This is a genomic window from Streptomyces sp. NPDC018947 (genome assembly GCF_044390505.1).
Taxonomy (GTDB): Bacteria; Actinomycetota; Actinomycetes; order Streptomycetales; family Streptomycetaceae; genus Streptomyces.
In genome coordinates, this window is record NZ_JBIRZD010000019.1 from 109,315 (window position 1) to 131,310 (window position 21,996).

The 21,996-nt window shown below is 69.4% G+C and carries 21 protein-coding genes and 1 pseudogene; 11 read left to right on the forward strand and 11 right to left on the reverse strand.

The window, feature by feature from the left end:
- The first annotated feature begins 25 nt into the window (after positions 1–25).
- Entirely contained in the window at positions 26–445 is a 420-nt protein-coding gene (locus ACH499_RS30145; protein ID WP_399019768.1) for an SRPBCC family protein, read from the forward strand.
- 220 nt (positions 446–665) lie between these two features.
- On the opposite strand, the gene ACH499_RS30150 is transcribed toward ACH499_RS30145, so the two are convergent.
- Positions 666–836, reverse strand: a complete 171-nt coding sequence (locus ACH499_RS30150; RefSeq protein WP_399019770.1) for a hypothetical protein — start codon at positions 834–836, stop codon at positions 666–668.
- 1,186 nt (positions 837–2,022) lie between these two features.
- On the opposite strand from ACH499_RS30150, the gene ACH499_RS30155 reads away from it, so the two are divergent.
- The 5 genes from ACH499_RS30155 to ACH499_RS30175 all read left to right on the forward strand — a co-directional run bounded on the left by ACH499_RS30155 (position 2,023) and on the right by ACH499_RS30175 (position 6,913).
- Positions 2,023–3,498: a hypothetical protein gene (locus tag ACH499_RS30155; RefSeq protein ID WP_399019772.1), complete on the forward strand. Its 1,476-nt coding sequence runs from the start codon at positions 2,023–2,025 to the stop codon at positions 3,496–3,498.
- Positions 3,495–4,367, forward strand: a complete 873-nt coding sequence (locus ACH499_RS30160; protein WP_399019774.1) for a hypothetical protein — start codon at positions 3,495–3,497, stop codon at positions 4,365–4,367. Before ACH499_RS30155 ends, ACH499_RS30160 begins: the two co-directional genes overlap by 4 nt.
- Positions 4,368–4,689: 322 nt before the next feature.
- On the forward strand, positions 4,690–4,911 hold the full coding sequence (locus ACH499_RS30165) for a hypothetical protein (protein ID WP_399019776.1): 222 nt from the start codon (positions 4,690–4,692) through the stop codon (positions 4,909–4,911).
- A 454-nt stretch (positions 4,912–5,365) separates the two neighbouring features.
- Positions 5,366–5,725 carry a hypothetical protein gene (locus ACH499_RS30170; RefSeq protein WP_356206269.1) on the forward strand — a complete coding sequence of 120 codons (360 nt, stop codon included), beginning with the start codon at positions 5,366–5,368 and terminating at the stop codon, positions 5,723–5,725.
- Between the two features lie 912 nt (positions 5,726–6,637).
- The gene (locus ACH499_RS30175) at positions 6,638–6,913 is read left to right on the forward strand and encodes a DUF6417 family protein (protein WP_399019882.1); all 276 of its coding nucleotides are present in this window, start codon (positions 6,638–6,640) and stop codon (positions 6,911–6,913) included.
- A 118-nt stretch (positions 6,914–7,031) separates the two neighbouring features.
- Here ACH499_RS30175 and ACH499_RS30180 read toward each other — a convergent pair whose 3' ends face one another.
- Both ACH499_RS30180 and ACH499_RS30185 read right to left on the reverse strand, forming a co-directional pair.
- The gene (locus ACH499_RS30180; protein ID WP_399019778.1) at positions 7,032–8,204 is read right to left on the reverse strand and encodes an MFS transporter; all 1,173 of its coding nucleotides are present in this window, start codon (positions 8,202–8,204) and stop codon (positions 7,032–7,034) included.
- 813 nt (positions 8,205–9,017) lie between these two features.
- Complete coding sequence (locus ACH499_RS30185; RefSeq protein WP_399019780.1) at positions 9,018–10,340, reverse strand: protein kinase; 1,323 nt, start codon at positions 10,338–10,340, stop codon at positions 9,018–9,020.
- Between the two features lie 1,537 nt (positions 10,341–11,877).
- On the opposite strand from ACH499_RS30185, the gene ACH499_RS30190 reads away from it, so the two are divergent.
- Complete coding sequence (locus ACH499_RS30190) at positions 11,878–12,216, forward strand: MerR family transcriptional regulator (protein WP_399019782.1); 339 nt, start codon at positions 11,878–11,880, stop codon at positions 12,214–12,216.
- A 240-nt stretch (positions 12,217–12,456) separates the two neighbouring features.
- Entirely contained in the window at positions 12,457–13,221 is a 765-nt protein-coding gene (locus tag ACH499_RS30195) for a GNAT family N-acetyltransferase (RefSeq protein WP_399019884.1), read from the forward strand.
- 227 nt (positions 13,222–13,448) lie between these two features.
- Here the strand turns inward: ACH499_RS30195 and ACH499_RS30200 are convergent.
- Positions 13,449–13,944: pseudogene (locus tag ACH499_RS30200) on the reverse strand (helix-turn-helix domain-containing protein); the annotation flags it as partial.
- A gap of 5 nt (positions 13,945–13,949) precedes the next feature.
- Positions 13,950–14,765, reverse strand: a complete 816-nt coding sequence (locus tag ACH499_RS30205) for an NAD(P)H-binding protein (protein WP_399019784.1) — start codon at positions 14,763–14,765, stop codon at positions 13,950–13,952.
- Between the two features lie 85 nt (positions 14,766–14,850).
- Between ACH499_RS30205 and ACH499_RS30210 the strand changes: the two genes are divergently transcribed.
- Positions 14,851–15,273: a winged helix-turn-helix transcriptional regulator gene (locus ACH499_RS30210; protein WP_399019886.1), complete on the forward strand. Its 423-nt coding sequence runs from the start codon at positions 14,851–14,853 to the stop codon at positions 15,271–15,273.
- Between the two features lie 34 nt (positions 15,274–15,307).
- Here the strand turns inward: ACH499_RS30210 and ACH499_RS30215 are convergent, their stop codons facing one another.
- Complete coding sequence (locus tag ACH499_RS30215) at positions 15,308–15,667, reverse strand: FhaA domain-containing protein (protein WP_399019787.1); 360 nt, start codon at positions 15,665–15,667, stop codon at positions 15,308–15,310.
- A 370-nt stretch (positions 15,668–16,037) separates the two neighbouring features.
- The gene (locus tag ACH499_RS30220; RefSeq protein WP_399019789.1) at positions 16,038–16,499 is read right to left on the reverse strand and encodes an ATP-binding protein; all 462 of its coding nucleotides are present in this window, start codon (positions 16,497–16,499) and stop codon (positions 16,038–16,040) included.
- An 893-nt stretch (positions 16,500–17,392) separates the two neighbouring features.
- Here ACH499_RS30220 and ACH499_RS30225 point away from each other — a divergent pair.
- Entirely contained in the window at positions 17,393–17,548 is a 156-nt protein-coding gene (locus ACH499_RS30225) for a hypothetical protein (RefSeq protein WP_171987478.1), read from the forward strand.
- A 494-nt stretch (positions 17,549–18,042) separates the two neighbouring features.
- On the forward strand, positions 18,043–18,819 hold the full coding sequence (locus tag ACH499_RS30230) for a hemolysin III family protein (protein ID WP_399019791.1): 777 nt from the start codon (positions 18,043–18,045) through the stop codon (positions 18,817–18,819).
- Between the two features lie 69 nt (positions 18,820–18,888).
- Here the strand turns inward: ACH499_RS30230 and ACH499_RS30235 are convergent, their stop codons facing one another.
- The 4 genes from ACH499_RS30235 to ACH499_RS30250 form a co-directional block, all read right to left on the reverse strand.
- Entirely contained in the window at positions 18,889–19,200 is a 312-nt protein-coding gene (locus ACH499_RS30235; RefSeq protein WP_399019793.1) for an SCO5918 family protein, read from the reverse strand.
- Positions 19,201–19,249: 49 nt separating this feature from the next.
- Entirely contained in the window at positions 19,250–19,597 is a 348-nt protein-coding gene (locus tag ACH499_RS30240) for a CBS domain-containing protein (RefSeq protein WP_399019795.1), read from the reverse strand.
- 106 nt (positions 19,598–19,703) lie between these two features.
- A complete protein-coding gene (locus ACH499_RS30245) occupies positions 19,704–21,200 on the reverse strand; it encodes a DEAD/DEAH box helicase (RefSeq protein ID WP_399019797.1) in 1,497 nt (498 codons plus the stop codon).
- A 347-nt stretch (positions 21,201–21,547) separates the two neighbouring features.
- Complete coding sequence (locus ACH499_RS30250; RefSeq protein ID WP_399019799.1) at positions 21,548–21,751, reverse strand: cold-shock protein; 204 nt, start codon at positions 21,749–21,751, stop codon at positions 21,548–21,550.
- Positions 21,752–21,996: the final 245 nt, after the last annotated feature.

Consider the following 21,996-nt stretch of genomic DNA (forward strand, 5'->3'; position numbering starts at 1 on the left):
AGCAACACCCATCCGGAGAAACACCATGGCCTCGACGTCCGTCAGCCGCACCGTCCCCGCCTCGCCCGACAAGGTCTGGAGCCTCATCGGCGGCTTCGACGCCCTACCCGACTGGCTCCCCTACATCCCCGAGAGCACCCCGCTCGAAGGCGGCCGGGTCCGCCGACTGAGGAACACCGAGGGCGAGGTCATCGTCGAACGCCTCGTCGACTTCAACGAGACCGAACGCCACTACAGCTACGCCATCCTCCAGGCTCCCTTCCCCGTCAACGGCTACGTCTCCACCCTCCGCGTCCACACCGTCCCCGGACAGGACAACGCCACCGAGGTCCAGTGGTCCGGCCGCTTCAACCCCGACGGCGCCACCGAGAACGAGGTCACCGACCTGTTCACCGGCATCTACCGCGACGGCCTCCACGCCCTCCACGACGCCCTCACAGCCTGACACCGACACCCGCCCCGCCCCGCCCCAGGGACCGGCACCGCACGGCCCGGGCACGCACACCGCGTACCCGGGCCGCGGCGCGCCCGGGCGCACAGCCGCTTCGTGAACCGGACCATCCCACGGCCGGGCCCGGTGAGGGGTCGTTCGGGCCGGTACCTGAGGCCGTATGGAACTTCGACGTCGGTGGGATGCCCGTCCCCAACCGCCCCCATCACCCTGACTAAACGGCGCACTGACGCTGGGTCGCTACGACCCCGCGCATCCTCGCCGCGCCCCGAGCGCAGGCCCGCTCGATCGCCTCCGACAGGCCGCGTCCGGCGAGCCACGCGCCGTAGGTCTCGTTCAGGTCGTCGGCCATGGTCGCGATCTCCGCCTTCCCAGGCCCGCGCACCGCAGCACCATGTGCCGCCGACGGATCCTGCCCCGTCCCGACACCCCATCAGCTCCGAAGACGGGCAGCCCGCGACAGTTCGACGCCCGTCAGCGATCGACTTCGAGGATCGCGAGAACGAGCAGGGCACGCAGGAGGCGCGTGCCGGCACACGGCAACACCAGGGCGCGGCCCCTCGGCTGACGTGTCAGCAGACCGAATGTGCAGCCCGCGGCGACTGTGCATCCCGCTGTGTGCACTCGCCGCGCACGCCGACTGTGCAGCCCCCTCCACGCATTGCGCAGCCACCTGCACATTGAGCCCTGGGAGCATTGCGCGCGACTGTGCACACTCGCCCGCGCACGCGAAAGGCCCCTTGGCCGGCCCGACCACGAGTGCGACCAAGGCTGGTCAGTGGGCAGGTCGCGGTTTCGTGGCGGGTGGTCGGAGGTGGCGGCGGCCTGCCTGGTCGGGGGTGAGCGGGAAGGCCTCGTGGTCGCCCCGACCATGGGCCGAGCAGCTGGTGGGCAGTGCGCCTGGCTCCGTCCACGAGAACGGGAACAGAACCAGTGCGCCCGTTCTCCTGAACAAAGCCACCGGCGCGCCGGAGGCCCTGTGGGTGGGCCGACCGTGGGGCCGACCATGTCTGGTCAGTGCGCACGCCGCGGTTTCGTGGCGGCTGGTCGGGAGCGTGGCGGCCTGCCTGGTCGGGGAACACAGGATGTGCTTCCCCGTCTCATCTCGTGGCTGGATGGCCCCAGCCATGGACGAACCCCCGTAGCAGGGGAGGAACGGTGAGCCCGACTCCCTGCTGTGCACAACCGCCCTCCCACGTCGACTGTGCAGAACCCCGACCCGCGGTGTGCAGCGGCTGCGCTCTGCGCACGCCGGGGCCTCTGCGCAGTCATGAGCGTGCATTCCCACCGTGCTCCGGAGGCCCTGTGCTTGGGCCGACCATGGCGCCGACCATGGCGGGCCGGTGCGCTTGTTGTGGGTTCGTGACCGGTGGTTGGGGGTTGTGGTCGTCTGTCTGGTCGGGGGTGGTCGGTGGGCTGACCGTCATGGATTGTGTGTGCAGCTCCTCTTCCCGCGGGCCCAGCTGGCTTGTTGTCGTAGTCCGGCTGCAGGCCCTCGACGGCGGCCGCGTCACCCCAGTGGGCGGGGAGCCGCGGTGAGGGGCGTCGGCGCGGGGATCCGACGCGGTGTGATGGCCGCTGATCAGTTCACGCAGATCGCGAATGGTCTGTTCCGTGACGGCCGGCTGTCCTACCGGGCGAAGGGGATCTTCGGGTATGTCAGCACGCACCGCAGCGGCTGGCAGGTGACGATCGCCGACCTTGCCCGCCAGGGCCCCGATGGCCGGGACGCGGTAGGCGCCGGTCTGAGAGAGCTGGAGGCGTACGGCTATCTGGTCCGTGAGCGCCTGCGCCGCCCGAACGGCACCCTCGGGGAGAGCGTCTACTGCATCACCGACCACCCCGCCGTCCTGCGCGACGCGCCGTCCGGGCCCCGCTCGGTGGCTGGGGGCCTGGAGGCGGGGTCGGCCGATGGGGTTGGTACGGGGATCCGACGCGGGGTGATGGCGGGGGATCAGTTCACGCAGATCGCCAACGGCCTCTTCCGTGACGGCCGGTTGTCGTTCAAGGCGAAGGGGCTGTTCGGCCTGCTCTCCACACACCGGGAGGGCTGGCGGATGACAGTCACCGACCTCGCCCGCTGCAGCCGTGACGGCGAGGCGGCGGTCAAAACCGGGCTGAACGAACTGGAGCAGCACGGGTTCCTGGTCCGCGAACGCGAGCGCGGCCCAGACGGAACCCTCGGTGCGGCGGTGTACTTCATCACCGACCTGCCCGCCCTGCAAAGCCGCAGGTCACCACCAGAAACGGGTTATCCACCAGTGGATAAACCTGCGCAGGTCAATCGCCCCCCTAAGAACACCAACAGAAAGAAGACCAACAAGCAGAAGACCAGACCCCTCCGTCCCTGCGACCGCGCCGCCAACGCGCGCGTCTCCTCGGGGACGGGCCGGCCGGACGCAGCAGCGTCCCCGGCCGGCAGCCCGCCCGCGGCACCTGCAGCGCCCCACCCCTCGTCGGCGATCCTGCCGGTGCTTGCGGCCGATGAGCTGCATCCCGGGATCCAGCTGCTGCTGGAGATCGGGGCCGCTCAGCCCGAGCTGCTGCTGACCGGGAAGGCACTGACCGACCAGGGCCGCGTCGTGACCGTGATGCTGGAATCCGGCTGGACCAGCACCCAGCTGCGCCACGTCATCGCCGGCCGCCCCCTGCCGGCCCCGGTGCGCACCAGCATCGGCGCGATCATCGCCGCCCGCCTGCGCGCCGCCCAGGCCTACCCACCACCCGCCACCCTCACCAGCCCGCACCCTCGCGGCCACGTCCTGGACGACGAGCGGCCCGTTCCCTCGACGCCCGCCCGGTCGTCCACGACGCCCGCGGCCCGCACCGTCACCGAAGCCCTGACTTACCGCGCATTGGTCGAATGCGCCGGCTGCGGCGTACCCGGCACCGCACCCGGCGAAGACCTCTGCCCGGCCTGCCTCGACTGGCCCCTGTGCCAAACCTGCCCCGGCCCCACCCCGCGCCGCGCCCACCCTCACGGCGACGGACGCTGCACCACCTGCACCACGACCTTCACCGGCCCGACCGAGTCAAGTACGCCATGACCACCCCGACACCACCGGCCACCGGGCCCGCACCGGGGCTGCGCCCCTTCCGGCAGCAGCCGTGGAGGTGGGAGAGGGCACAGGCCCGCGCGCTGCGCAGCGGCCACGTCTGCTGCGGCGCCGGCTGCGCGCAGGGCTGCGAGCCGGTCCTGATCCGTGAACGGACGGGGTGGGGGTGGATGGACTGGACGGTTTTGGCCGACGGGAGCCTGCCCCAGCACCTCGACCGGATCGCCGTGTTCAGCCCGCTCGCGACCCGCGCGCAGCGCCTTGGGCTGCGCTGGCTGGCGAGGCGCCGGGCACACCGGATCCGCCTCGGCCCACTGGCCGTACGGCCCGGCACGGCCGCTGTCACAGCTCTCGCCCTGACCGCGGCCACCCTCGCCGGCCTGCACGGCATCCCGTTCACCATCATCTTGCCGGCGGCCGCCCTGGCCCCGCTGCTCGTGGAGCACCTGCCCGACGTGCTCGATGCCCGCGCCGGTGAGAGCGTCCGCATCCTCGACGCCGGACCCGCCTGCCGCTACCTCCACCGCCTGGCCGCCCTGCACACCACGCTCACCGACGCGGCCGCCCGCAGCGACCAGCACCGAGTACGGCGCGCCCTGCAGATCGGACACCACCAGCTGTTCGACACAGCAGACCTCCTCCAACGCCGCGACACCCGCTCCGTTACGGGCGTGCTCGTCACCCGGGAGCGACTGATGCGGCAACTCGCCGCCCAGACTGCCGAGATCCTCACACCCACAGCCGACGACGAGCCTTCCGCCTGCCACGGCCGGCCGGGCAGACAGCCGCCGTCCCGCACCCGTCCCGCCCCGCACCATCAGCCCCCGCCGAGCCCTCAGCGCCCGCTTCACCGACGATGACGGAGGAAACCGACATGCCCAACCACGGCCCCGAGCAGTCCACCGACGGTGTGTACCTGCTCTTCGCCCACGAGCCGTACCACCTGACCCCCGGCGAGGAGATCAACACCTCGCTCGTGGCCGCAGCCTCCCTGCTGCACCCCCGTGTCCGCCAGCCCGACGGCACCCGCATACATGAACGCCTCACCCGCGGCCGCCGCCCGGGCAAGATCGTGCCCCTGGCCACGCTCACCCACGAACTGGACGGCGGGGCGCTCTGGCCTCAGGTCGGTGACTGGGCAGCGGTCACCACGGACCTGCTCCAGCTCATCCACGACCGCGCATGCGACGCTCCGGCCTGGGCCTGCCGCCCATCGCCCGCGCGCTGGTGTGCGCCGGACCGCGCAGCGAGGTCCGTGCCTACGATCCGACGACTGAGGACTACCAGGCCTTCGGGCCCGCCGACCGGAGCGAGGGCCTGGTCGAAATCGGCAGGCAGCTCGCCCGGACGGAAGCCGGGCGCCCCTTGTGGCCGGGAGACATTCCTCAACCCCGCCCGCAGTGACGTGCACGGTACCGCGCTAGGACTTGCCGCAGCGGTCCTGGCCGGTGAAGCGAGACCGGCCCTGGCTTATTCACGAGATCGGGACAGCAGTTGTTCAGCACGTCGGGTAGCGAGGGGCCTTGGCTTCGTTCGCTTATCAAGCCGCTGTCAACCCCCGTGTGCGACGTCCTGGAGACCACCTGTGTGGGTGAAGGAAGGCCGACTGCTTCGCGTCATGTTTGCGTATGCGACTGTGCTAGGCGGTGGCTATGAGGATGGCAGGCGAACGAGTCACGGTCTTCTAGGCGCTTGGCGTCCAGGCCGCCCGCGGTAAACACGGGGCGGCACCAATGGCCGGAGGCTGTTGCTGGGCTCGGGCCAAGGGTGGTGCCGGCCTCTCAGGAGGGCTGATCTTTCCGGTAGTTGAGCTCGCCCGCGGCCTGCGGGCGACCGACTCTGATGAGAGGAAACCTCCATGCCATCGTTCCAGACTGAGGACATCCCCCACGGCTTCGCCTTCGACGAAAGCGGCAAGCTCATCCACCCCAGCTACGTCCGCATGATCCTTCCGCCTCCCACGGACGGAGCGTCGTACGGCTGGAAGAAGTTCTCCCTGTCCTTCGGCTCGGACTTCGACGACGCCAAGGTCCGCGTTGCCGTGTTCAAAGGGACCACCTGGGCCGTCCAGACGTATGACGTGCCCGCCGGCGGGGGCAGGGTCGGCTTCACGCTCGATGCCGGCACCCTGAAGGTGAGCGTGGGCCGGATGAAGACCTCCGCCGGTGACCGCAACGAGGACACCCCGCTCAGCTGGCTGCTCGAATCACAGGCCTGACCTGACCGGCATCCTCGGTGGGTTTCCAGCCTCTGTCGGGGACTGGGAACCCACTGGCCTGTGATAATCAGGGGGGAGATACCTCGGCTGGCAGGAGGCATCCGGTGCCTGCTCCGCGGTATGACCATTCCACCCACACGGGCGGCGCGATGACCCAGCCGCTGACCGCGCCCTGCTGCGAGCCGCCAGCGCCAATGCTTAGCACCGTGCTGCAGCCCCGGCCGCCGCGTCCCTCGACGTCCTCCGTCACCGCCGCACGCCCACGCGTGTGGCCGAGACACTTCCTCTGTCCGAGGAAGTAACTGCACTGCCGGTGGGCAGCGAGTCCGCGACGGTTACGACCGGGCCTTCCGCCATGGGAACGCTGGCACCAACCCGCCCGACGACATCCGCGCCGCAGCGGCCGTCACTGGCATCCGGCGGCGCCGGAGAACCGCACCGGCACCGCCACCGCACCACCCGGCGCGCCCCCCTATAGGGGCAGCGCGCCGTCCGCGGCGAACGGCGGTCCGGCACCTCCACACAGCCGGGGCACGGCAGCTTCCCCGAGGACAGCGCGGACGGTGTTCTCGCCGGGGAATGACGGCGGGTGTGTCCGTGTTGGGATGAGCGTGGTTGTGGAGGGGACAGTGTCCCCGGGCCTCACCTATTGCCTGCAGGGACGATCGTTCGGCTGAAGCCCTGCAGAGCCTTTCGCCGCGTAGGCGACCGCCCTTCACAACCGCATCCTTCGATCAGCCCCGGCCGGCGCACGCCGGCCGGGGCTGATCTGCGTGTGCCTGGTGTCCGCGTGACCAGGACGGTGCCGGGTGCGTTGCCCGGTCATGGACGACTACGACCCCCTCGCCCTCGACGGCCGCGACCTGGACGAGATCCTCTCCATGCCGATGGGGGCAGCGGGAGCGCCTGGCGCTGCTGACACTCGAGGAGGCCTACGACGTGCTGCGCCTGTTGGTGACGGTCGCGCAGGAGAGCGGCCCGCTGTGGCGGGCAGCGGACCGGCTGGTGAAAGCGATCGCGGTCCGTATCCCGTCGGGGAACTGCCGCCGGTGGGCCGGCCGGGCCCGGGCGTTACGGGCCGGCGCTAAGCCGATGATGGGGAGCTGGACGTCAGGCTGGCAGTGGGTGCAGGCGCTGCACCCACATAGCGCGCCAGACCCGGAGCGTGCGCAGGCGCTACACCTGTGATCCACTGCTCGCGGCCTCGTTGTGTTCGTGGACGGGGGACCGTGGACGTCGGTGTTCGGGCCTTTCTCCCGTCTGCGCGACGCGGTCTACCGCTGGGACGTGTGGGCGGCTGCCTGCCTCATCGGCGGGGGCTTGTGTTGCCTCGTCTGCGGTGCTTGCCGTGGCGGGGCCGGGGGCGGGCGCCGCGGGTGAAGGCGCAGAGGAGGCCGAGGCATTGCAGGACGGCGCAGACGGTGATCACGGTGTGGATGTCTGCCGGGTTGACGAGTGCCATGAGGATCCCGGCGAGGGGGTAGGGCAACAGGAGGATCAGCACGGTCACGGACAGGGTGCTGCCGAACACTTCGGCGGGGATGAGCTGGGATCGCAGGGTGCGCAGCACGACGGCCAGGACGCTGTCGCCGGCCATGAAGACGGCGGTCAGTATCAGGTAGGTGGGGTAGGAGCCGGCGTGCGCGATGAGGAAGCACGGCACGATCGTCACCAGAGCGGCACAGCGGCCCACCCTTGTCAGTCCCCACCGGTCGATGGTGATGCGGCAGGTCGTGACTGCCAGCAGCGAGGCGGCGGCCGCGCAGGACCACACCAGGCCGACGGAGGCGCTGGACTGGCCGAGTTGCTTCACCACGATCACCGGGGTTGCCGCTTCCAGGAGACCGAGGGCCAGGTTGGACAGTGCCAGCCCCGCCACCAGCCACGCCAGCCTCGGCAGCGCGCGCAGGGTGGACCAGCCAGTCCGCCATCCCCGTGTCATGCGTCCGGCTGCTTCCGGTGCTTGCGGGGGCGCGTGACGGGTGCGCGGGGCGATAGCGGCCGTGAGCATCGATAAGCCGCTGATCACCGCGAGCATGCCGCTGGAGCCGCCCCACTGCAGGAGGAGGCCGCCTGCCGCGGGGCCGGCCAGAGCGGCTGCCTGGTCGATGCCCAGCAGGACCGACTGGACGCGGTGTGCCGCACCGGCGGCGTCGCGGCTGGCGACCGCGCCGACGCTCTCGGCCGCGATGTAGCTGAACTGGGTCAGACACCCCGCGCACGCCGCCAGGAGCATCACCAGGCTCGAGGCCGTGTCGTCGTCGGTCATGGCCAAGGCAGGGGCCGCAAGGCCTGCGACCAGTGCCCGGGCTGTGGCGGCCAGCCGGAAAACCCGTGCGGGTCCGAAACGGTCGACGGCCGCGCCGGCCAGACTGAACGTGCACAGCCGGGGCGCCCACGCCAGCATGAAGGCGATCCCGGTCAGCGACGAGGAGTTCGTCGTGCCCAGCACCAGCAAGGGGATGCCGTAGGTGGCCATGGAGCCTGCGGCCGCATCCGCGAGACGAGGCAGATACACACCCCGTACCCGGCCATGGGTGACGGTGCGTGCATGTCGGGGCGGAACAGACCGGACTTTCGTAGGTATCAACGAGACGTGCTTTCTCTGTGAACGGTGGCGGTGGTCAGTGATCGACCCGTACAGGAAGAGGGACAAGCTGTGACAAAGTGCTTCTTCTCGGCGAACCCCGTCCTGCGGGAGCCGGCCAGGCCACATTCCGGACCGTGGTGACCATGAGCGGACCCGCTCCCCGGCAAGACGGGGCGGGCGCCCGACGTCGTGCAGCCCACAAGGGCGCGTGGACGCTGTGACTTACACCGGTGATCAACCGGCACGCCTATAAGAGCATGATCAACTTGCTGCACCTTACGCCGGGTAAGCCGAGGTCATGCATGCCGAGGCGAGCACGAGAAGGCCCCAATCCGCAGGTGGCCGGGCTGGGTGGCTGGTGCCGGAGAAGGCCGTCGACCGGTCCGCGACACGTTCGGGCGCGATGTCATCGGACCCGCCTTCCGCACCCTTCCTGGCCACTGTCAGTGATATGCGGGCATCCGCTCCGTCACCACGGCCAGGCCGTCATCCGGCGACCGCCGCAGCTGACACCCCACAGACACATCGCAGACTCGGACGTTGCGGTCCCTTCCCGCCGCGCGTCCGTTCTGCAGCGTCGCAACGACTAGCCATAACCTCACCCACCATGGCCAGGGCTTCACTCCTGCGGAGGAACGACGCAACCGCGTCACAGCGATACGTTTCCTCGCCTCGGCTCACACGCTTCGTGCCTGGGGCCGGTCAATGCTTGCCCTTGCCTCCGCCTTTGTCGGCCTTCTCGGGTTTCGGCTGGGCGTCGGTCGCCTTCTCCCTCTCCTGGTCGGCGGGCTGCGCCGGAGATGAGGAGCGCGTCGACGCGGGCGACGGTGGGGGAGTGGTGCCGTTTGGTGTTGAAGAGGATGGCGTGGCCGGCGCAGCGGACGGCGACATGGTGGGGGTTGCGGTCGGGGAGGTGTGCGGACCCGGTGCCGAGCCGGCGTCGGGAGAGAACCAGGCCAGCCCCGCCAGCAGTGCCACGGTGAACAGAGCGGCACCGCCCAGCGCGGCCACCAGCCGGGAACGGCGCAGGAGCGGCGGGCGCGAGCGGCGGGACGCTGCCCGGTGCACGCTCGTCTTCCACTCGGTGCCGGCCACCGGAGTGAAGGTGCTCTGTGTGGGAGCGGAGTCCGTGGGGGCGGCGGCCGTCGGTCCGGTGACCCGCGATGTGCCCTGGTGTCTGGGTTCCTGGTGTTCGCGTGGCAGGGGTTGTGGGGTTCCGCGCCAGGCTCCGCGCCCGAACCAGTCGGCGATCTCCTCGGCCGTGGGCCGGCCTTGGGGCTCCTTGGCCAGGAGGCTGAGCAGGTAGTTCTCGAAGGCGGGCGGGAGGTCGGCGCCGAGTTGCCGGGGTGGTACCGGGGAGGCATCGAGGTGCTGGTGGAGTGTCGCCAGGGCAGTGTCCGCCTGGAACGGGGGTCGTCCGGCGAGGAGTTGGTAGACCACGCAGCCCAGGGAGTACACGTCGGAGGCCGGGGCCGCGGGGCGGCCCAGGGCTCGTTCGGGGGCGAGGTAGAGGCTGGTGCCGACGATCTGACCGGTTGCGGTGAGAGCGGCACCGGGGTCGTCGAGGAAGCGGGCGATGCCGAAGTCGCCGATCTTCAGGGTGCCGTCGGCGTCCAACAGGAGGTTGGCGGGCTTGATGTCCCTGTGCACGATGCCCTGCTGGTGGGCGGCCGCGAGCCCGGCGGCGGTTTCGGCGGCGATACGGGCCACTTGCTCGGCGGGGAGCGCTCCCTGAGCGTCGAGCACCCGGGCGAGACTGTCGCCCTCGATCAGCTCCATCACCAGGAACAGCCGGTCCTCGTACGTGCCGAAGTCGAGGACGCCGACGACGTTCGGGTGGCTGAGCCGGCCGGCGGTCTGGGCCTCCAGACGGAACCGCGAGGCGGCGGTGGGGTCGGAGGCCTGGGGGAGGAGGAACTTGACGGCGACCGGTCGGCCGAGCGTCTCGTTGAAGGCCCGCCACACCTCTCCCATCGCGCCTCGCCCGATGGGGTCCTGCAGCCGGTACCGGCCCGCTATCAGCACCTGTGCCTCATCCTCATGCCTGCATGACGTCTCGATCGCCGCAGCCCATGACTCACCGCGCAGAGCGCGGAGGGCAGTTGGGGGTGCCGCAGCGGCTCCAGCCTAATGGCCCTGCAACGGTGCCTTTCCGGGGCGGCGTGGTTCCGGGCGGAGCCGTGACGGCACCGAGCCTTCGTCTTCAAAAGGTGTTGGGTTTTGGTGACCATCGTCCGCCGCCAGTGACGCACCCGGGGCCCCGTGCGCTGGAAGGAGTGACCCGATCATGAGGGTCGAGGCGCCCGCTCTCGTGGGGAAGTAGTGGGCGCCGACCGCAGGAGCGGGCTGGTCCCCCCGTGCCGGCTCGCTCCTGCGCGTATAGGGAAGCCCGTGCGTCCCCGTGGCGCCGCGGTACCCGAGGGCCTGCGGTTGCCCCTGCCCGTAGGCCGGGCCGCGCGGATCGCCGAACTGGCGGCTGCCGGGCAGCAGTGCTGCCCGTTCTTCGAGCAGCGCTTGCTGCTGCTGACCTGCGACGGCTCGCTCAGCGTCACCTACACCTGGAACCGCCGCACCAGCAGCCCGCACTGCACGAGCGACACTGTCCCGGCCGGACCACCAGAATCACCGTGTCGGCGGTCCCGGGTGCGAGCCCTGGTACGAGACCTTCGAGGAACTCCCTGGCGCTGTCGCGGGCGCCGCTACGGATGCCGCTGAGCGGAGGGCTGCGACTTTGACGCTCACCGTATCCGTCAGGGCACCCCGGTCTCTGGATCGGCGACGTCTGACCTGTCTACCCGGGGCTTGTGCCCCGGCTGCGGCCCGTCAACCCGGCTCACCCCAGCACCCATCACTGTTCGAGAGTGACTACCTCACTATCGAGCACGCGAAAATCTATACCAGCGGGAGTAGACATTGGTCAGTGGTGTGGTTATGTTTCTTCTGTAACCCAGAAGGACCGCAGGGCCCGGCAGAGACGAACTGCCGGGCAGCAGTACCCGCAGTTGCAGGACGGTGCGGTGGTGGAGTGTCGAAGCCAGGATGTTGCAGGACGGCGACGGGACTGACGACCGGACCGGGCGGCCCGCAGTGATCAGGGGCCGCCACCGTAGTGGCAGTACCCAGCAGTGAAGTCAGTGAGCGGTACCTCGGTGAAGGCGTCGGCTGCGGACGCGCGCACCGGGAGGTTCGGCAGTGGGGTTCTAAGCCAGAGCAGACGCAGGACGGGCAACGGGGCTGGCTGTCGAAGAGTGGCGCTGTCACAGGTCACTGAGAGGTTCGTATCACCAGCAGTAGAGCTGTACTAGAGGGAAGAACGGAGGAACGAAGCGCCATCAGGATCGCCCGGGCGGAGTTTTGGGCCCGGGTACCGCAGGACATCGATAGTGAGGTGGTCTCCGGTCAAGCAACCGCGATCCCCGCGCCCCCGGCAGCAGACAGGTTGGGTCCGCGGACACAGAAGGCCGGCGCAGTATCAGGGCCGGCAGATGGTGTAGGAGTTCCTTCGGGGCCCTGGTGCCGTATGGCACCAGGGCCCCTCCACGCGTTCCGCAGAGAGGTGCAGATGACAGCAGACGATTCGTACGGCCGTCTCGACGACGACGATTACCCCGCCTGCACCATGGGGCGGGCGGCCGAGATGCTCGGCACGACCCCCGCCTTCCTGCGGGCCGTCGGGGAAGCCCGACTGATCACGCCGCTCCGCTCGGAGGGCGGCCACCGCCGCTACTCCCGCTACCAGTTGCGCATCGCGGCCCGCGCCCGCGAACTCGTCGACCAGGGCACCCCCGTCGAGGCTGCCTGCCGCATCGTCATCCTGGAAGACCAGCTCCAAGAAGCGCGGCGTATCAACGAGGAACTGCAGAGGCGCCCCGCCGGCCTGGTGGACAAGGCCGGCGGCTGAGGCCGCATCTGCCAGCCGGTCCTGTGAGGGCCCGGCTGCCAGGACGGGAAGCCCTTGCCGTAACCGAAGAGGCAGCCGTCCGCACCGATGCGCTGGGCCCGGTCCTGGCTAGGGCGCGTATCGAAAGTGCTGGTCGTCGGCGTGGCACCGCCTAAAATGACATGCAGTCTTCGCTCGGTCGTGCTGGCATCGATCCCTATGAATGATTACTTTCTCGATGAAGCCGGCTTGACGGACAGGATGGAACGGAACCTGGCGGAACACGCCTGCCATCTGCACCGGAGCATGTCCGGTGCGACCGTCGCAGAGACCGGTGACCTCCTGGTCGCGGACAGCGGCCTGGACGACGACACGTTCAACATCGTCGCCGCGGCCTGCTTCACCACCAGCGACGCCGCGGCCCGCATCTCCGAGACCGTCGCAACGCTGGCTGGCACCGGCCGCGGTTTCTCCTGGTGGGTGGGACCTGCCTCGACTCCGACAGACCTCACCGCCCGCCTGACGGCGGCCGGTCTGCCGGTGTCAGAGCGAGAGACGGCGATGTGGGCCGAGTTGGACGACACCCTGCCGATTCCCTCTGTCCCGGGTCTGGACATTCGAACGGTGACCACGCGCGAACAGCTCGCCGACTACGCCACGGTCCTCGCCGCGAACTGGAATCCACCCGCCGAAACCGTCCGCGACTTCTTCGCCCGGGCTGCTTCCCAGGCGCTGGCCACGACCTGCCCGGCCCGGTACCTGGTGGGCTACGTGGAGAACCGTCCGGTCTGCTCTGCCGAGGTGTTCCACCATGCGGGAGTCGCCGGCATCTACAACATCTCCACCTTGGCCGCCCACCGCCGGCGCGGCTACGGCGGAGCCATCACGCTCGCGGCTCTTCACGCTGCCCGCGAGCGAGATCACAGCATCGCGGTCCTGCAGGCGTCGGTCGACGGGGAGCCTGTGTACCGCCGCCTGGGGTTCCGCGCCTGCGGCCAGTTCGTCGAACATGCCATCAACACCTGAACCTCCACAACTCCACGGACATCCGTCCGTCGCCCCTGATTGAGCTGGTTACAGCCATTCATTGATGGCCGCTACGAGGACAGTGGCCTCGTAGCGGCCCGCGAGCTTGTCGAATCTCGTGGCCACAGCCCGATTCCTTTTGAGGCGGTTGATGCCGAACTCGACGGCATGCCGAGCCTTGTAGTCCTCGGCGTTGAACCCGGGCGGCCGGCCACCGCGCGAGCCAATCCCCCGGCCGTGGACTCGCCAGCCGCCGCCGTCGGGGATTCGGCCGACCTTCTTCACGTCAATGTGGACCATGTGGCCGGGCCGTCGAGCGATGATCTTGCGTGGTTCGCGGTTTGAGGAGTCGTTCGGGTCGATGAACTTGCGGCGGTTCAGCCCCAGGGCGAGAAGGTGACGAGAGACCGTGCGACGGCTGACCTTGATGCCCTCGTCTTGGAGTTCGAAGGCGATACGGGAGGCGGACCACTTCTGCGTGCGACGTAGGTCCTCGATCCGTCCCACGGCGTCCGCAGAGATTGCTGTCGGCAGGCGGTGAGGGGCCGAGGAGCGATCCAGGAGGCCGAGCTCCCCATCCTGGCGGTAGCGGTTGACCCACTTCGATGCGCACGCACGAGAGATGCCCATCTCAGCGGCCACGTGTGCGATGGGACGGGTAAGGCAGCGTTCGACCAGCCGCCGACGACCTTCGAGGGACAGCGGCGCGTTGCGATGAACCATCCGCGTCAGCGTGCGCCGGGACGCATCGCAGCCGCGGTGTCCGCCGCAACGGCCAGCGCGTCGGTGAGCGGTCGGTCGAGCAGTCCCACGAGGTCGGGGCTGGAGTTGCTGAGGAACCCATGGCGGATGCTGGTGGCGATCGAGGCGAGCATCGGCGGCTGGAACGGCAGCAGTGCGTCGTGCGCGAGGAGCCGGGCGCGGTACTCGCTGAGCCCGATCGCTCGGTGGGCGACGTCGAGACGTTCGGCGACGTCGCCGACGGTGATCGGGTCGCCGACCAGGTCGTAGGTCTTGTCGACGTGCGCGGTCGGGTGGCTGGCAACGATGGCTGCGGCTGCGGCCAGGTCCGCCCGAGCCACCGCAGAGAGAGCGCCATCGCCAAAAGCTGACTCGAGGCCATCGGGTGTCCACGTCAACAACGCTCCGAAGAGCTCGGCGTAGAGCCCGTTGCGCAGGATCGTCCACCCGAGACCGCTGGCCTTGACCAGGTCCTCAGTGGCGCGGTGGGCGAGCGCGAACCCGAGATGATCCCCGGTGCCGGTCAGGCTGGTGTAGATCACGTGCGCGACGCCGTCGCGGACCGCAGCGTCAAGAAGGGCCCGGTGGCGAGCGATGACCTGGTCGTCCTCGGCATACCCGGCTGAGACCAGGACCAACGTCGAGACACCGGTGAGGTCCAGGCTGGTGGGGTCGTCGAAGTCCAGGTGGCGCTGCCCGTCGGCGGGTGTTCGGCTGCCACCCAGGGCGGGCACCTTCCGGTCGGCCAACTCCTGGAGCGTGAGGGAGGCAAGCTGTCCGTTCGCGCCGGTCACCATAATCATTGCGGCTCAATCTCCTGCCGTGGTTCTCTTCAGTAACTACGGCGATCCTGAACCGGCCGCGGTCGGCCCACAAGGAGGCAGTTTCATGTCAGTGACGCACACCGATGTAACCGCTGGCCCCGCAGAGCTGGAACCGTGCGGGCAGCCGGACCACCCCGACTGCGGGATCCGCGACGTTCTCGACCGCGTGGGCGACAAGTGGTCGGTCCTCGTGATCGTCGAGCTTGCGAACGGGGCGCGGCGCTTCCGGCAACTTCAGCGCGCCATCGATGGAATCTCCCAGCGGATGCTGACGCTGACCGTGCGCCGGCTGGAACGCGACGGGCTGGTACTTCGGACCGTCCACCCAACCGTGCCTGCCCAGGTCGACTACCGACTCACCGAGACCGGCGCAAGCCTGACCCACCTCGTCAAGGCACTGGCCGACTGGTCACTCGAGCACCGAGACACCATCGCCCATGCCCGCCAGGCTTACGACGCGCAGCATCCCGACAACGAGATCCGATGACAGTCGGCGTCAACAACGTCATGACCCGCAACACCTAGGACTCCCGTCTTCTTGCCGGAGCGATGCGGCTGTGGACGCGGAACCGGACGGCAGTGTCGTCGGGCGCGGGGCGCAGGTCGATGGCGACAGGGCCGGCGAAGGTGTATCCGTGTTCGGCGGCGTGGCGGCGCACCTGGCCGGCGAGGGCCGGTGCCACGGGCAGAGGGCTGGCCGCGATCAGCCGGTGGATCTCCGGGAGCAGTTCGATGACGAAGTCGTTGGGAGCCACGACGCGTCGCCGGCCGACGATCAGGGTGTTGGCGTCGCACTGCCGTAAAAGCGTGGTCAACGCTTCGCCCTGCTCTTGCCTGACCGGCAGCATGCAGCGCCACATACGCGTTGTCCACTGCTCCATGAGGCGTTCACTTGTTCCGAGGAAACCCATCGAAGGCGCCTGCCCCACCGCGCCCTGAGCAGGCTCACCCGCATGGGTGCACTTCGGTATGAGGTGGCCCGACTGCTGCCGGGTGCGCACGGGAGTAGGGGAACCAGCACTTGGGCCGAGAGCGGCTCTGCGAGGACTGCGCCAACCATCCATGCGAAGGGTTACGGCCGCGTCCGTGTGACGCCGGCGTGCGGCCGGACGGGAGGGGAGGGCTGAGGCCGCTGGACCGGAACGCGCTCGAGTGCGGTTGGGTGTCGGCCGGCGGGGCCGCCGGGCCTGGGCCGCGGAATCACGGCACTGGGGAGACGTGGAGGCAGTCCGACAACCGGGTCGGTCACCGTCACAGCAGTCGCCCTGCCGGGTGCCCGCCGGGATCGTCGGCCAGCACGATGGCGGTTTTGACGCGCTTGCCCACCGGCTCGCGGCGGATCTCGAAGGTGCGGCACACGGCCATCACGATCTCCAGGCCGTGCTTGCCGACCCGGTCCGGGTCGGTCGCCTGCGGCACCGGCAGGCCCGGGTCGCTGTCCCAGACACTGATCTCCACGGCACCGTCGCTGATCTCCAGATCCAGCAGGCACGGTCCAGGCGCGAACTTGTATGCGTTGGTCACCAGTTCACTGACCACCAGCTCCGCCAGGCCCATCGCGCGCTCCGACACCGGGATCCCGTGCACGGCCTGTGTCCGGGCCATGAAACGGCGGGTCACATCCCGGGCCTGACCGATCCGCTCTCCGCCCTCCAGAGCGACCGCGGACAGCAGAGGGCGGCCGGCCAGCGACTGATCCGCGTCTTCGTGCACCACTGGCCCCATACCGCCCCCCTCGTCCTGAGCAATCCGGCTTGTGGACGCCCAACTGCCCTGAAACCCCGCCTACATGCAACCCTCGTGTCACGGTTGCATAAATCACTCGAGTGCGGCGCGTTGTCAGGTGGGAAACGTCGGTGGGGGAGAGGTCGGGACGGGGCGATGCCAGTGCCGGCGGCGGAGGTGTCACCGGGGGACATCGATACCGGCTTCCGCCACCCGCCCGGGTTCCGCCAGCGTGTCGTCCACCTGATCCGGGCTGCCCCCCGTAGGCACTCGACGTCGGGGGTGTACTGGCGCAGTTGTACCGTTCCGCCCGCGAGGAGCGACCCGGGAGACCACCGGCCTGTGGCGCTCAGGAACGGGCTGGACTGTCGCAGTCCGGGCTAACTCAAGCCCGACCATGAGGCCGACCACGGCGCCGCGCGACCCCGACCACAGCTACACGCGCGGCGTGTCCAAGGCGGCACATGCTGCGAACGAGCGATCTCATGTGTGCCGGTATGAACGTGATCGATGTCCCCGGCACTCTGGTGCGGACGCAAGCCGCCTGGAGCGCCACCTACGACTGGCTCGCCGCACCCGCCCCTGCGGCACCACCGTCTCGCCCTGTGCCGTCGCCCGTGTGGCGATATGAAGGCGACAAACTTCCTCGGATGTGGGCCGACTGTACGGCCAACGCCAGGGGTTAAGCACTGTCCATGGTGAGTTCCATGGACAGAAAGGCTAGCGGGACCTCCTTTCCGAAACCGTGCTGCAGGCGTCCGTCAGATCGCAGGTGATCCCGTGCTGTCCGCGACCCAGGGCTGTCCCCCGTCTGGGCGAGGGTCCTCGTCTTCCGGGCGACATCCCTTTAGCGTGGGCGGCAGCCGCCGAAGGGAGGCGCCATGTCGGACGATCCGACGGGCCCGTTGGGTACGGCAATGCGGGAGGTCACGTTCCCGGACCAGTCTCGCGGGATCATCTTGGTGCGGGCGGGAACACCGCAGGACGAGGCCGAGGCAATGGCCGCCCGTGTGTGGGCCGAGATGCCGGAAGGCTGACCTGCACGAACGCAGGCAACCCGTACCGTCCTCACACGCATTTCTGAGCCGTCGGCCATGGAACGGAACCAGCCGTACGAACCCCGCACCGGTGCATGGCGCCACCTATACGCGTCAATCGCCTGGGGCGGAGGCGCCGTGGCGGTCTCTGCGACGAGGCCGGGGCCACGCAGGGTGAAGAGGCCGCGCCGCGTTCCGCCGCCTGGCGCGGCTGCTGGCTGTCCACGAGAACGCCGAGGGAGGAGTCGCCCGCCTCTTGCCCGGCGTGCGTTGCCGGGTGAAGAGCAGGTGGTGAAGGACTGGCTCGCCGAAGGCGGCCGAGGAGACCTCGTCGGCCGGCCGACCTGCACGGCTTTCACTGTCCCAGCGGCGGCAGGCCGCCGGCACCGGCGCTTCCTTGAGGCAGTACTGACCCCGCCTGGCGATGCCGGTCTGGCGGTGGTGGGGCTCGGCCTTCGGGGCGGTTGTTTCGGGCATGCTTTTAGCATGATCGGATGGTTTTCGATGATGCCCATAGGAGCGAGACAGCACGGAGAGTTGGGGCGGGGGAGGCTGTAGCCGGTCTCTCCGGCGGATCACGCCGTGGCGGTGTTGGGGAGAACTCTCGTCCTGTTGCCGACCTGGCCGGGTGGGCGGCGGACCTGGTCGAGCCGGTCAAGCCGAAGCTGCGTGGCTGGCTCCACGCCGCTATGGTCCCGGCCTCGTTGAGTGCCGGCATCATCCTGATCTGCCTGGCCCGAACGCCGGCGACCTGGGCCTGCGCCGTGTACGCCGCGACTGCCTGGCTGCTGTTCGGAACGAGCGCCGTCTATCATCTGGGCACCTGGGGGAGGCTGGGCGAGGCGATTCTGCGGCGTCTCGACCACGCCAACATCTTTCTGATCACCGCGGGAACCTGCACGCCTCTGGCCGTGCTCCTCCCCGCTGACCGCCAGGCCCTGCTGCTGTGGATCGTGTGGACGGGGGCGCTGGTCGGCATCACCTTCCGGGTCCTGTGGGTCAACGCTCCCCGCTGGCTGTACACCCCCTGCTACCTGGCCCTGGGATGGGCACCGGTGCGTTACCTGCCCGACTTCCTGCACACCGGCGGAGCGGCTGTAGTCACCCTGATCGTGGCCGGCGGTCTTCTCTACAGTGCGGGAGCGGTGGTGTACGCGGTCCAGCGCCCCAACCCCTCGCCCCGCTGGTTCGGCTTCCACGAGGTATTCCACGTTCTGACCGTGGCAGCCTTCACCGCGCACTACATCGCCATCTCCCTCGCCGTCTGCTGACCGCAGCAGCAGGATGCACTACGGCGTCACGGCCGCTGTTTTGGTGTCGGCGCGCGCCTGTCGCGTCGGTCAGACGGACAGGTGGGGGGCGCCGAGCATCGCGGAAGCCCGCTGCAACGGACTGTCGCTGCGCGCGGGGGCGGCCTCGGGAAGGGTGCGGCAGGTGAAGCCCAGCTGGGCCATGGCCTTTAGGACTTCGCCGGCGCTGAAGTCGCGGCGGTCCTGGCGGGTGATGACCTGGCCGACCTGCTTGGCGGGGTAGTGGCGTCGTCCGATGATCACGGACTCGCCGGTGACCGGTTCGGGTTTGACGCCCTTCATCGATTCCAGCACGCCGCTCTTGGTCAGGTCGAACGGGAAGCGGGCAATGACACAGCGCATGATGCCTCACAGGCAGGAGAGGATACGGGGCTGGCCGCCGTCCGGCGGTTCAGCGGGAGAGAGCGAGGACGCCCAGGACGCTGCCGTGTTCGTCGACCACGGGCACCAGCCCGAGCCGTCCGAAGGGCACCGCGTCCTCGGCTTCTTCCCTCGTGGCCAACGGTAGGACGAAGGGCTTGCTGTCGTCGGTGATGTCACCGAGGCGGAGCCGGTCGGTGTATCGGGAGCTGTCCCGGACGGCGGTGAGCCGGGCCTGGGTGACCAGGCCGACGCACCGGGCATCTTCGTCGCAAACGACCAGATGCTCGGCACGGGCAGCGGCCATCACAGACAGCGCCACCTCGACGGTCATGTCGTACCAGACCTGCGGCCCGGCGGCGTCCATGACGTCGGCCACCGTGCCGTGCAATGGGCGAGCGCCTACCGGGCGATCGTGCAACTGTCCTAGCGTCGTCAAGGGGTGCCTCCTGCGCAGACGGGCGGGGTTCCTGATCAGGACGGTTCTACGCGGCCGCGCCCGCCGTGGACTTGAGCGCGGGGGTACGCCGGGTCGCCGAGGCGGGGCGGCGCCGGCCGCGTGAGGTGGCGCCGCGCTTCTTGGGGCGTTCGGTCACCGGGGCGGTGATGACGACCGGGATGCCGGTCGGGGCCTGGGCTCCGGTGATCCGGCTGAGGGCCTCGCCGCCCGAGCGGACCTGGGTGGTCTGCGGCCGGATCCCGGCGTCCGACATGAGGCGGACCATGCCGCGGCGCTGGCTCGGGGTGACGAGCGTGACGACGCTGCCGGACTCGCCGGCGCGGGCCGTGCGCCCGCCCCGGTGGAGGTAGTCCTTGTGGTCGGTCGGCGGATCGACGTTGACGACGAGGTCGAGGTGGTCGACGTGGATACCGCGCGCCGCGACGTTGGTCGCCACCAGCACGGTGACGTGTCCGCTCTTGAACTGCGCCAGGGTGCGGGTGCGCTGCGGCTGGGACTTGCCGCCGTGCAGGGCGGCGGCCCGTACCCCGCTGTTGAGCAGGTCCTGGGTCAGCCTGTCGACGGCGTGCTTGGTGTCGAGGAACATGATGACGCGGCCGTCGCGTGCGGCGATCTCGGTGGTCGCCGTGTGTTTGTCGGCGGCGTGGACGTGGAGTACGTGGTGCTCCATCGTCGTAACGGCGCCGGCCGAGGGGTCGACGGAGTGCACGACGGGATCGGTCAGGTAGCGGCGTACGAGCAGGTCGACGTTGCGGTCGAGGGTGGCGGAGAACAGCATGCGCTGGCCTTCACGGCGGACCTGGTCGAGCAGGGCGGTGACCTGCGGCATGAAGCCCATGTCGGCCATCTGGTCGGCCTCGTCGAGGACGGTGATGGAGACCTGGTTCAGCCGGCAGTCGCCGCGGTCGATGAGGTCCTTGAGACGCCCCGGGGTGGCGACGACGACCTCGGCGCCACCGCGCAGCGCCGACGCCTGCCTGCCGATCGACATCCCGCCCACGACGGTGGCCAGCCGCAGCTTCACAGAGCGGGCGTACGGGGTGAGCGCGTCGGTGACCTGCTGCGCCAGCTCACGTGTCGGTACGAGGACCAGCCCCAGCGGCTGCCGAGGCTCGGCCCGCCGTCCGGCCGTGCGGGCCAGCAGGGCCAGCCCGAAGGCGAGAGTCTTTCCGGAACCGGTGCGCCCGCGGCCGAGGACGTCGCGGCCGGCGAGGGAGTTCGGCAGGGTCGCGGCCTGGATCGGGAACGGTACGGTGACGCCGGCCGAGCCGAGCGCGGCCAGCAGCTCACCGGGCATGTCGAGATCGGCGAAGCCCTCCACGGCCGGAAGCGCGGGGGTGATCGTCCGAGGGGGAGCGAACTCCCCCTGGACGGCGGCGGGCCGGCGTCCGTAACCGCCTGAGCGGCTGGGTCCGGCCGACCGGCGCGGCGGCGGCGAGCCGAAGCGGCTGCCGCCCTTTCCGGAGTCGGCACTGCCATTACGGGCGCGGGCGAAGCGGTCGTTCGTGCGTGTGCGGTTCATGCGGAACCTTCCTCGATGCGGCACATATCAAGGAATTCCCGAAGCAATGAGCAGCACGGAGAATCGCAAGAATGGGCCGGTGGGCCTTGAAAGCGAACTGGCCAACAGAAAAACCGTGCGGGCGCAGACGCTAGAATGATTGGGTGCACTGTGGGCTCGATATTCGAAGCGCCCACTGCGCTGTAGCTGTGAGGGTGCGTCTGCACCCTCGAAGGACGATCCGTGTGCGGTAAGCACACGATGTCCGGGTTGTCGCCCACAGGCGAAATCACTGCGGGAAACGCATGTAGCTGGGGCCCGCACCCCGAAGGATGCGGGCCCCAGCTACAAGTGTGTGACAGTCAGCGTCAGGCGGGAACGATGTTCTCGGCCGTCGGGCCCTTCTGGCCCTGCGCGATGTCGAAGCTCACCTTCTGGCCCTCCAGCAGCTCGCGGAAGCCCTGGGCGGCGATGTTCGAGTAGTGGGCGAACACATCAGCGCCGCCACCGTCCTGCTCGATGAAGCCGAAGCCCTTTTCCGCGTTAAACCACTTCACGGTACCAACAGCCATGTCATTTCTCCTTTGGGGCAGTGCATACGGGATCCGCACCGTGCGAACCTCATGTCGCCGCGATGATCACCCCGTCCGGAAAAAGACCGGAGATACAAAAGCGCTTCCAAGGGGCACAGAGCCGACCGGAGCACTTGAAGTCTCGGGAACCACAACTGCAACTGACATCGACAGTAGCACGCCACAGCAGCCACTGTGCGGCGAAGAACGCCACCCTGCTTATTGCGGCAGAGAATCTATCCGCA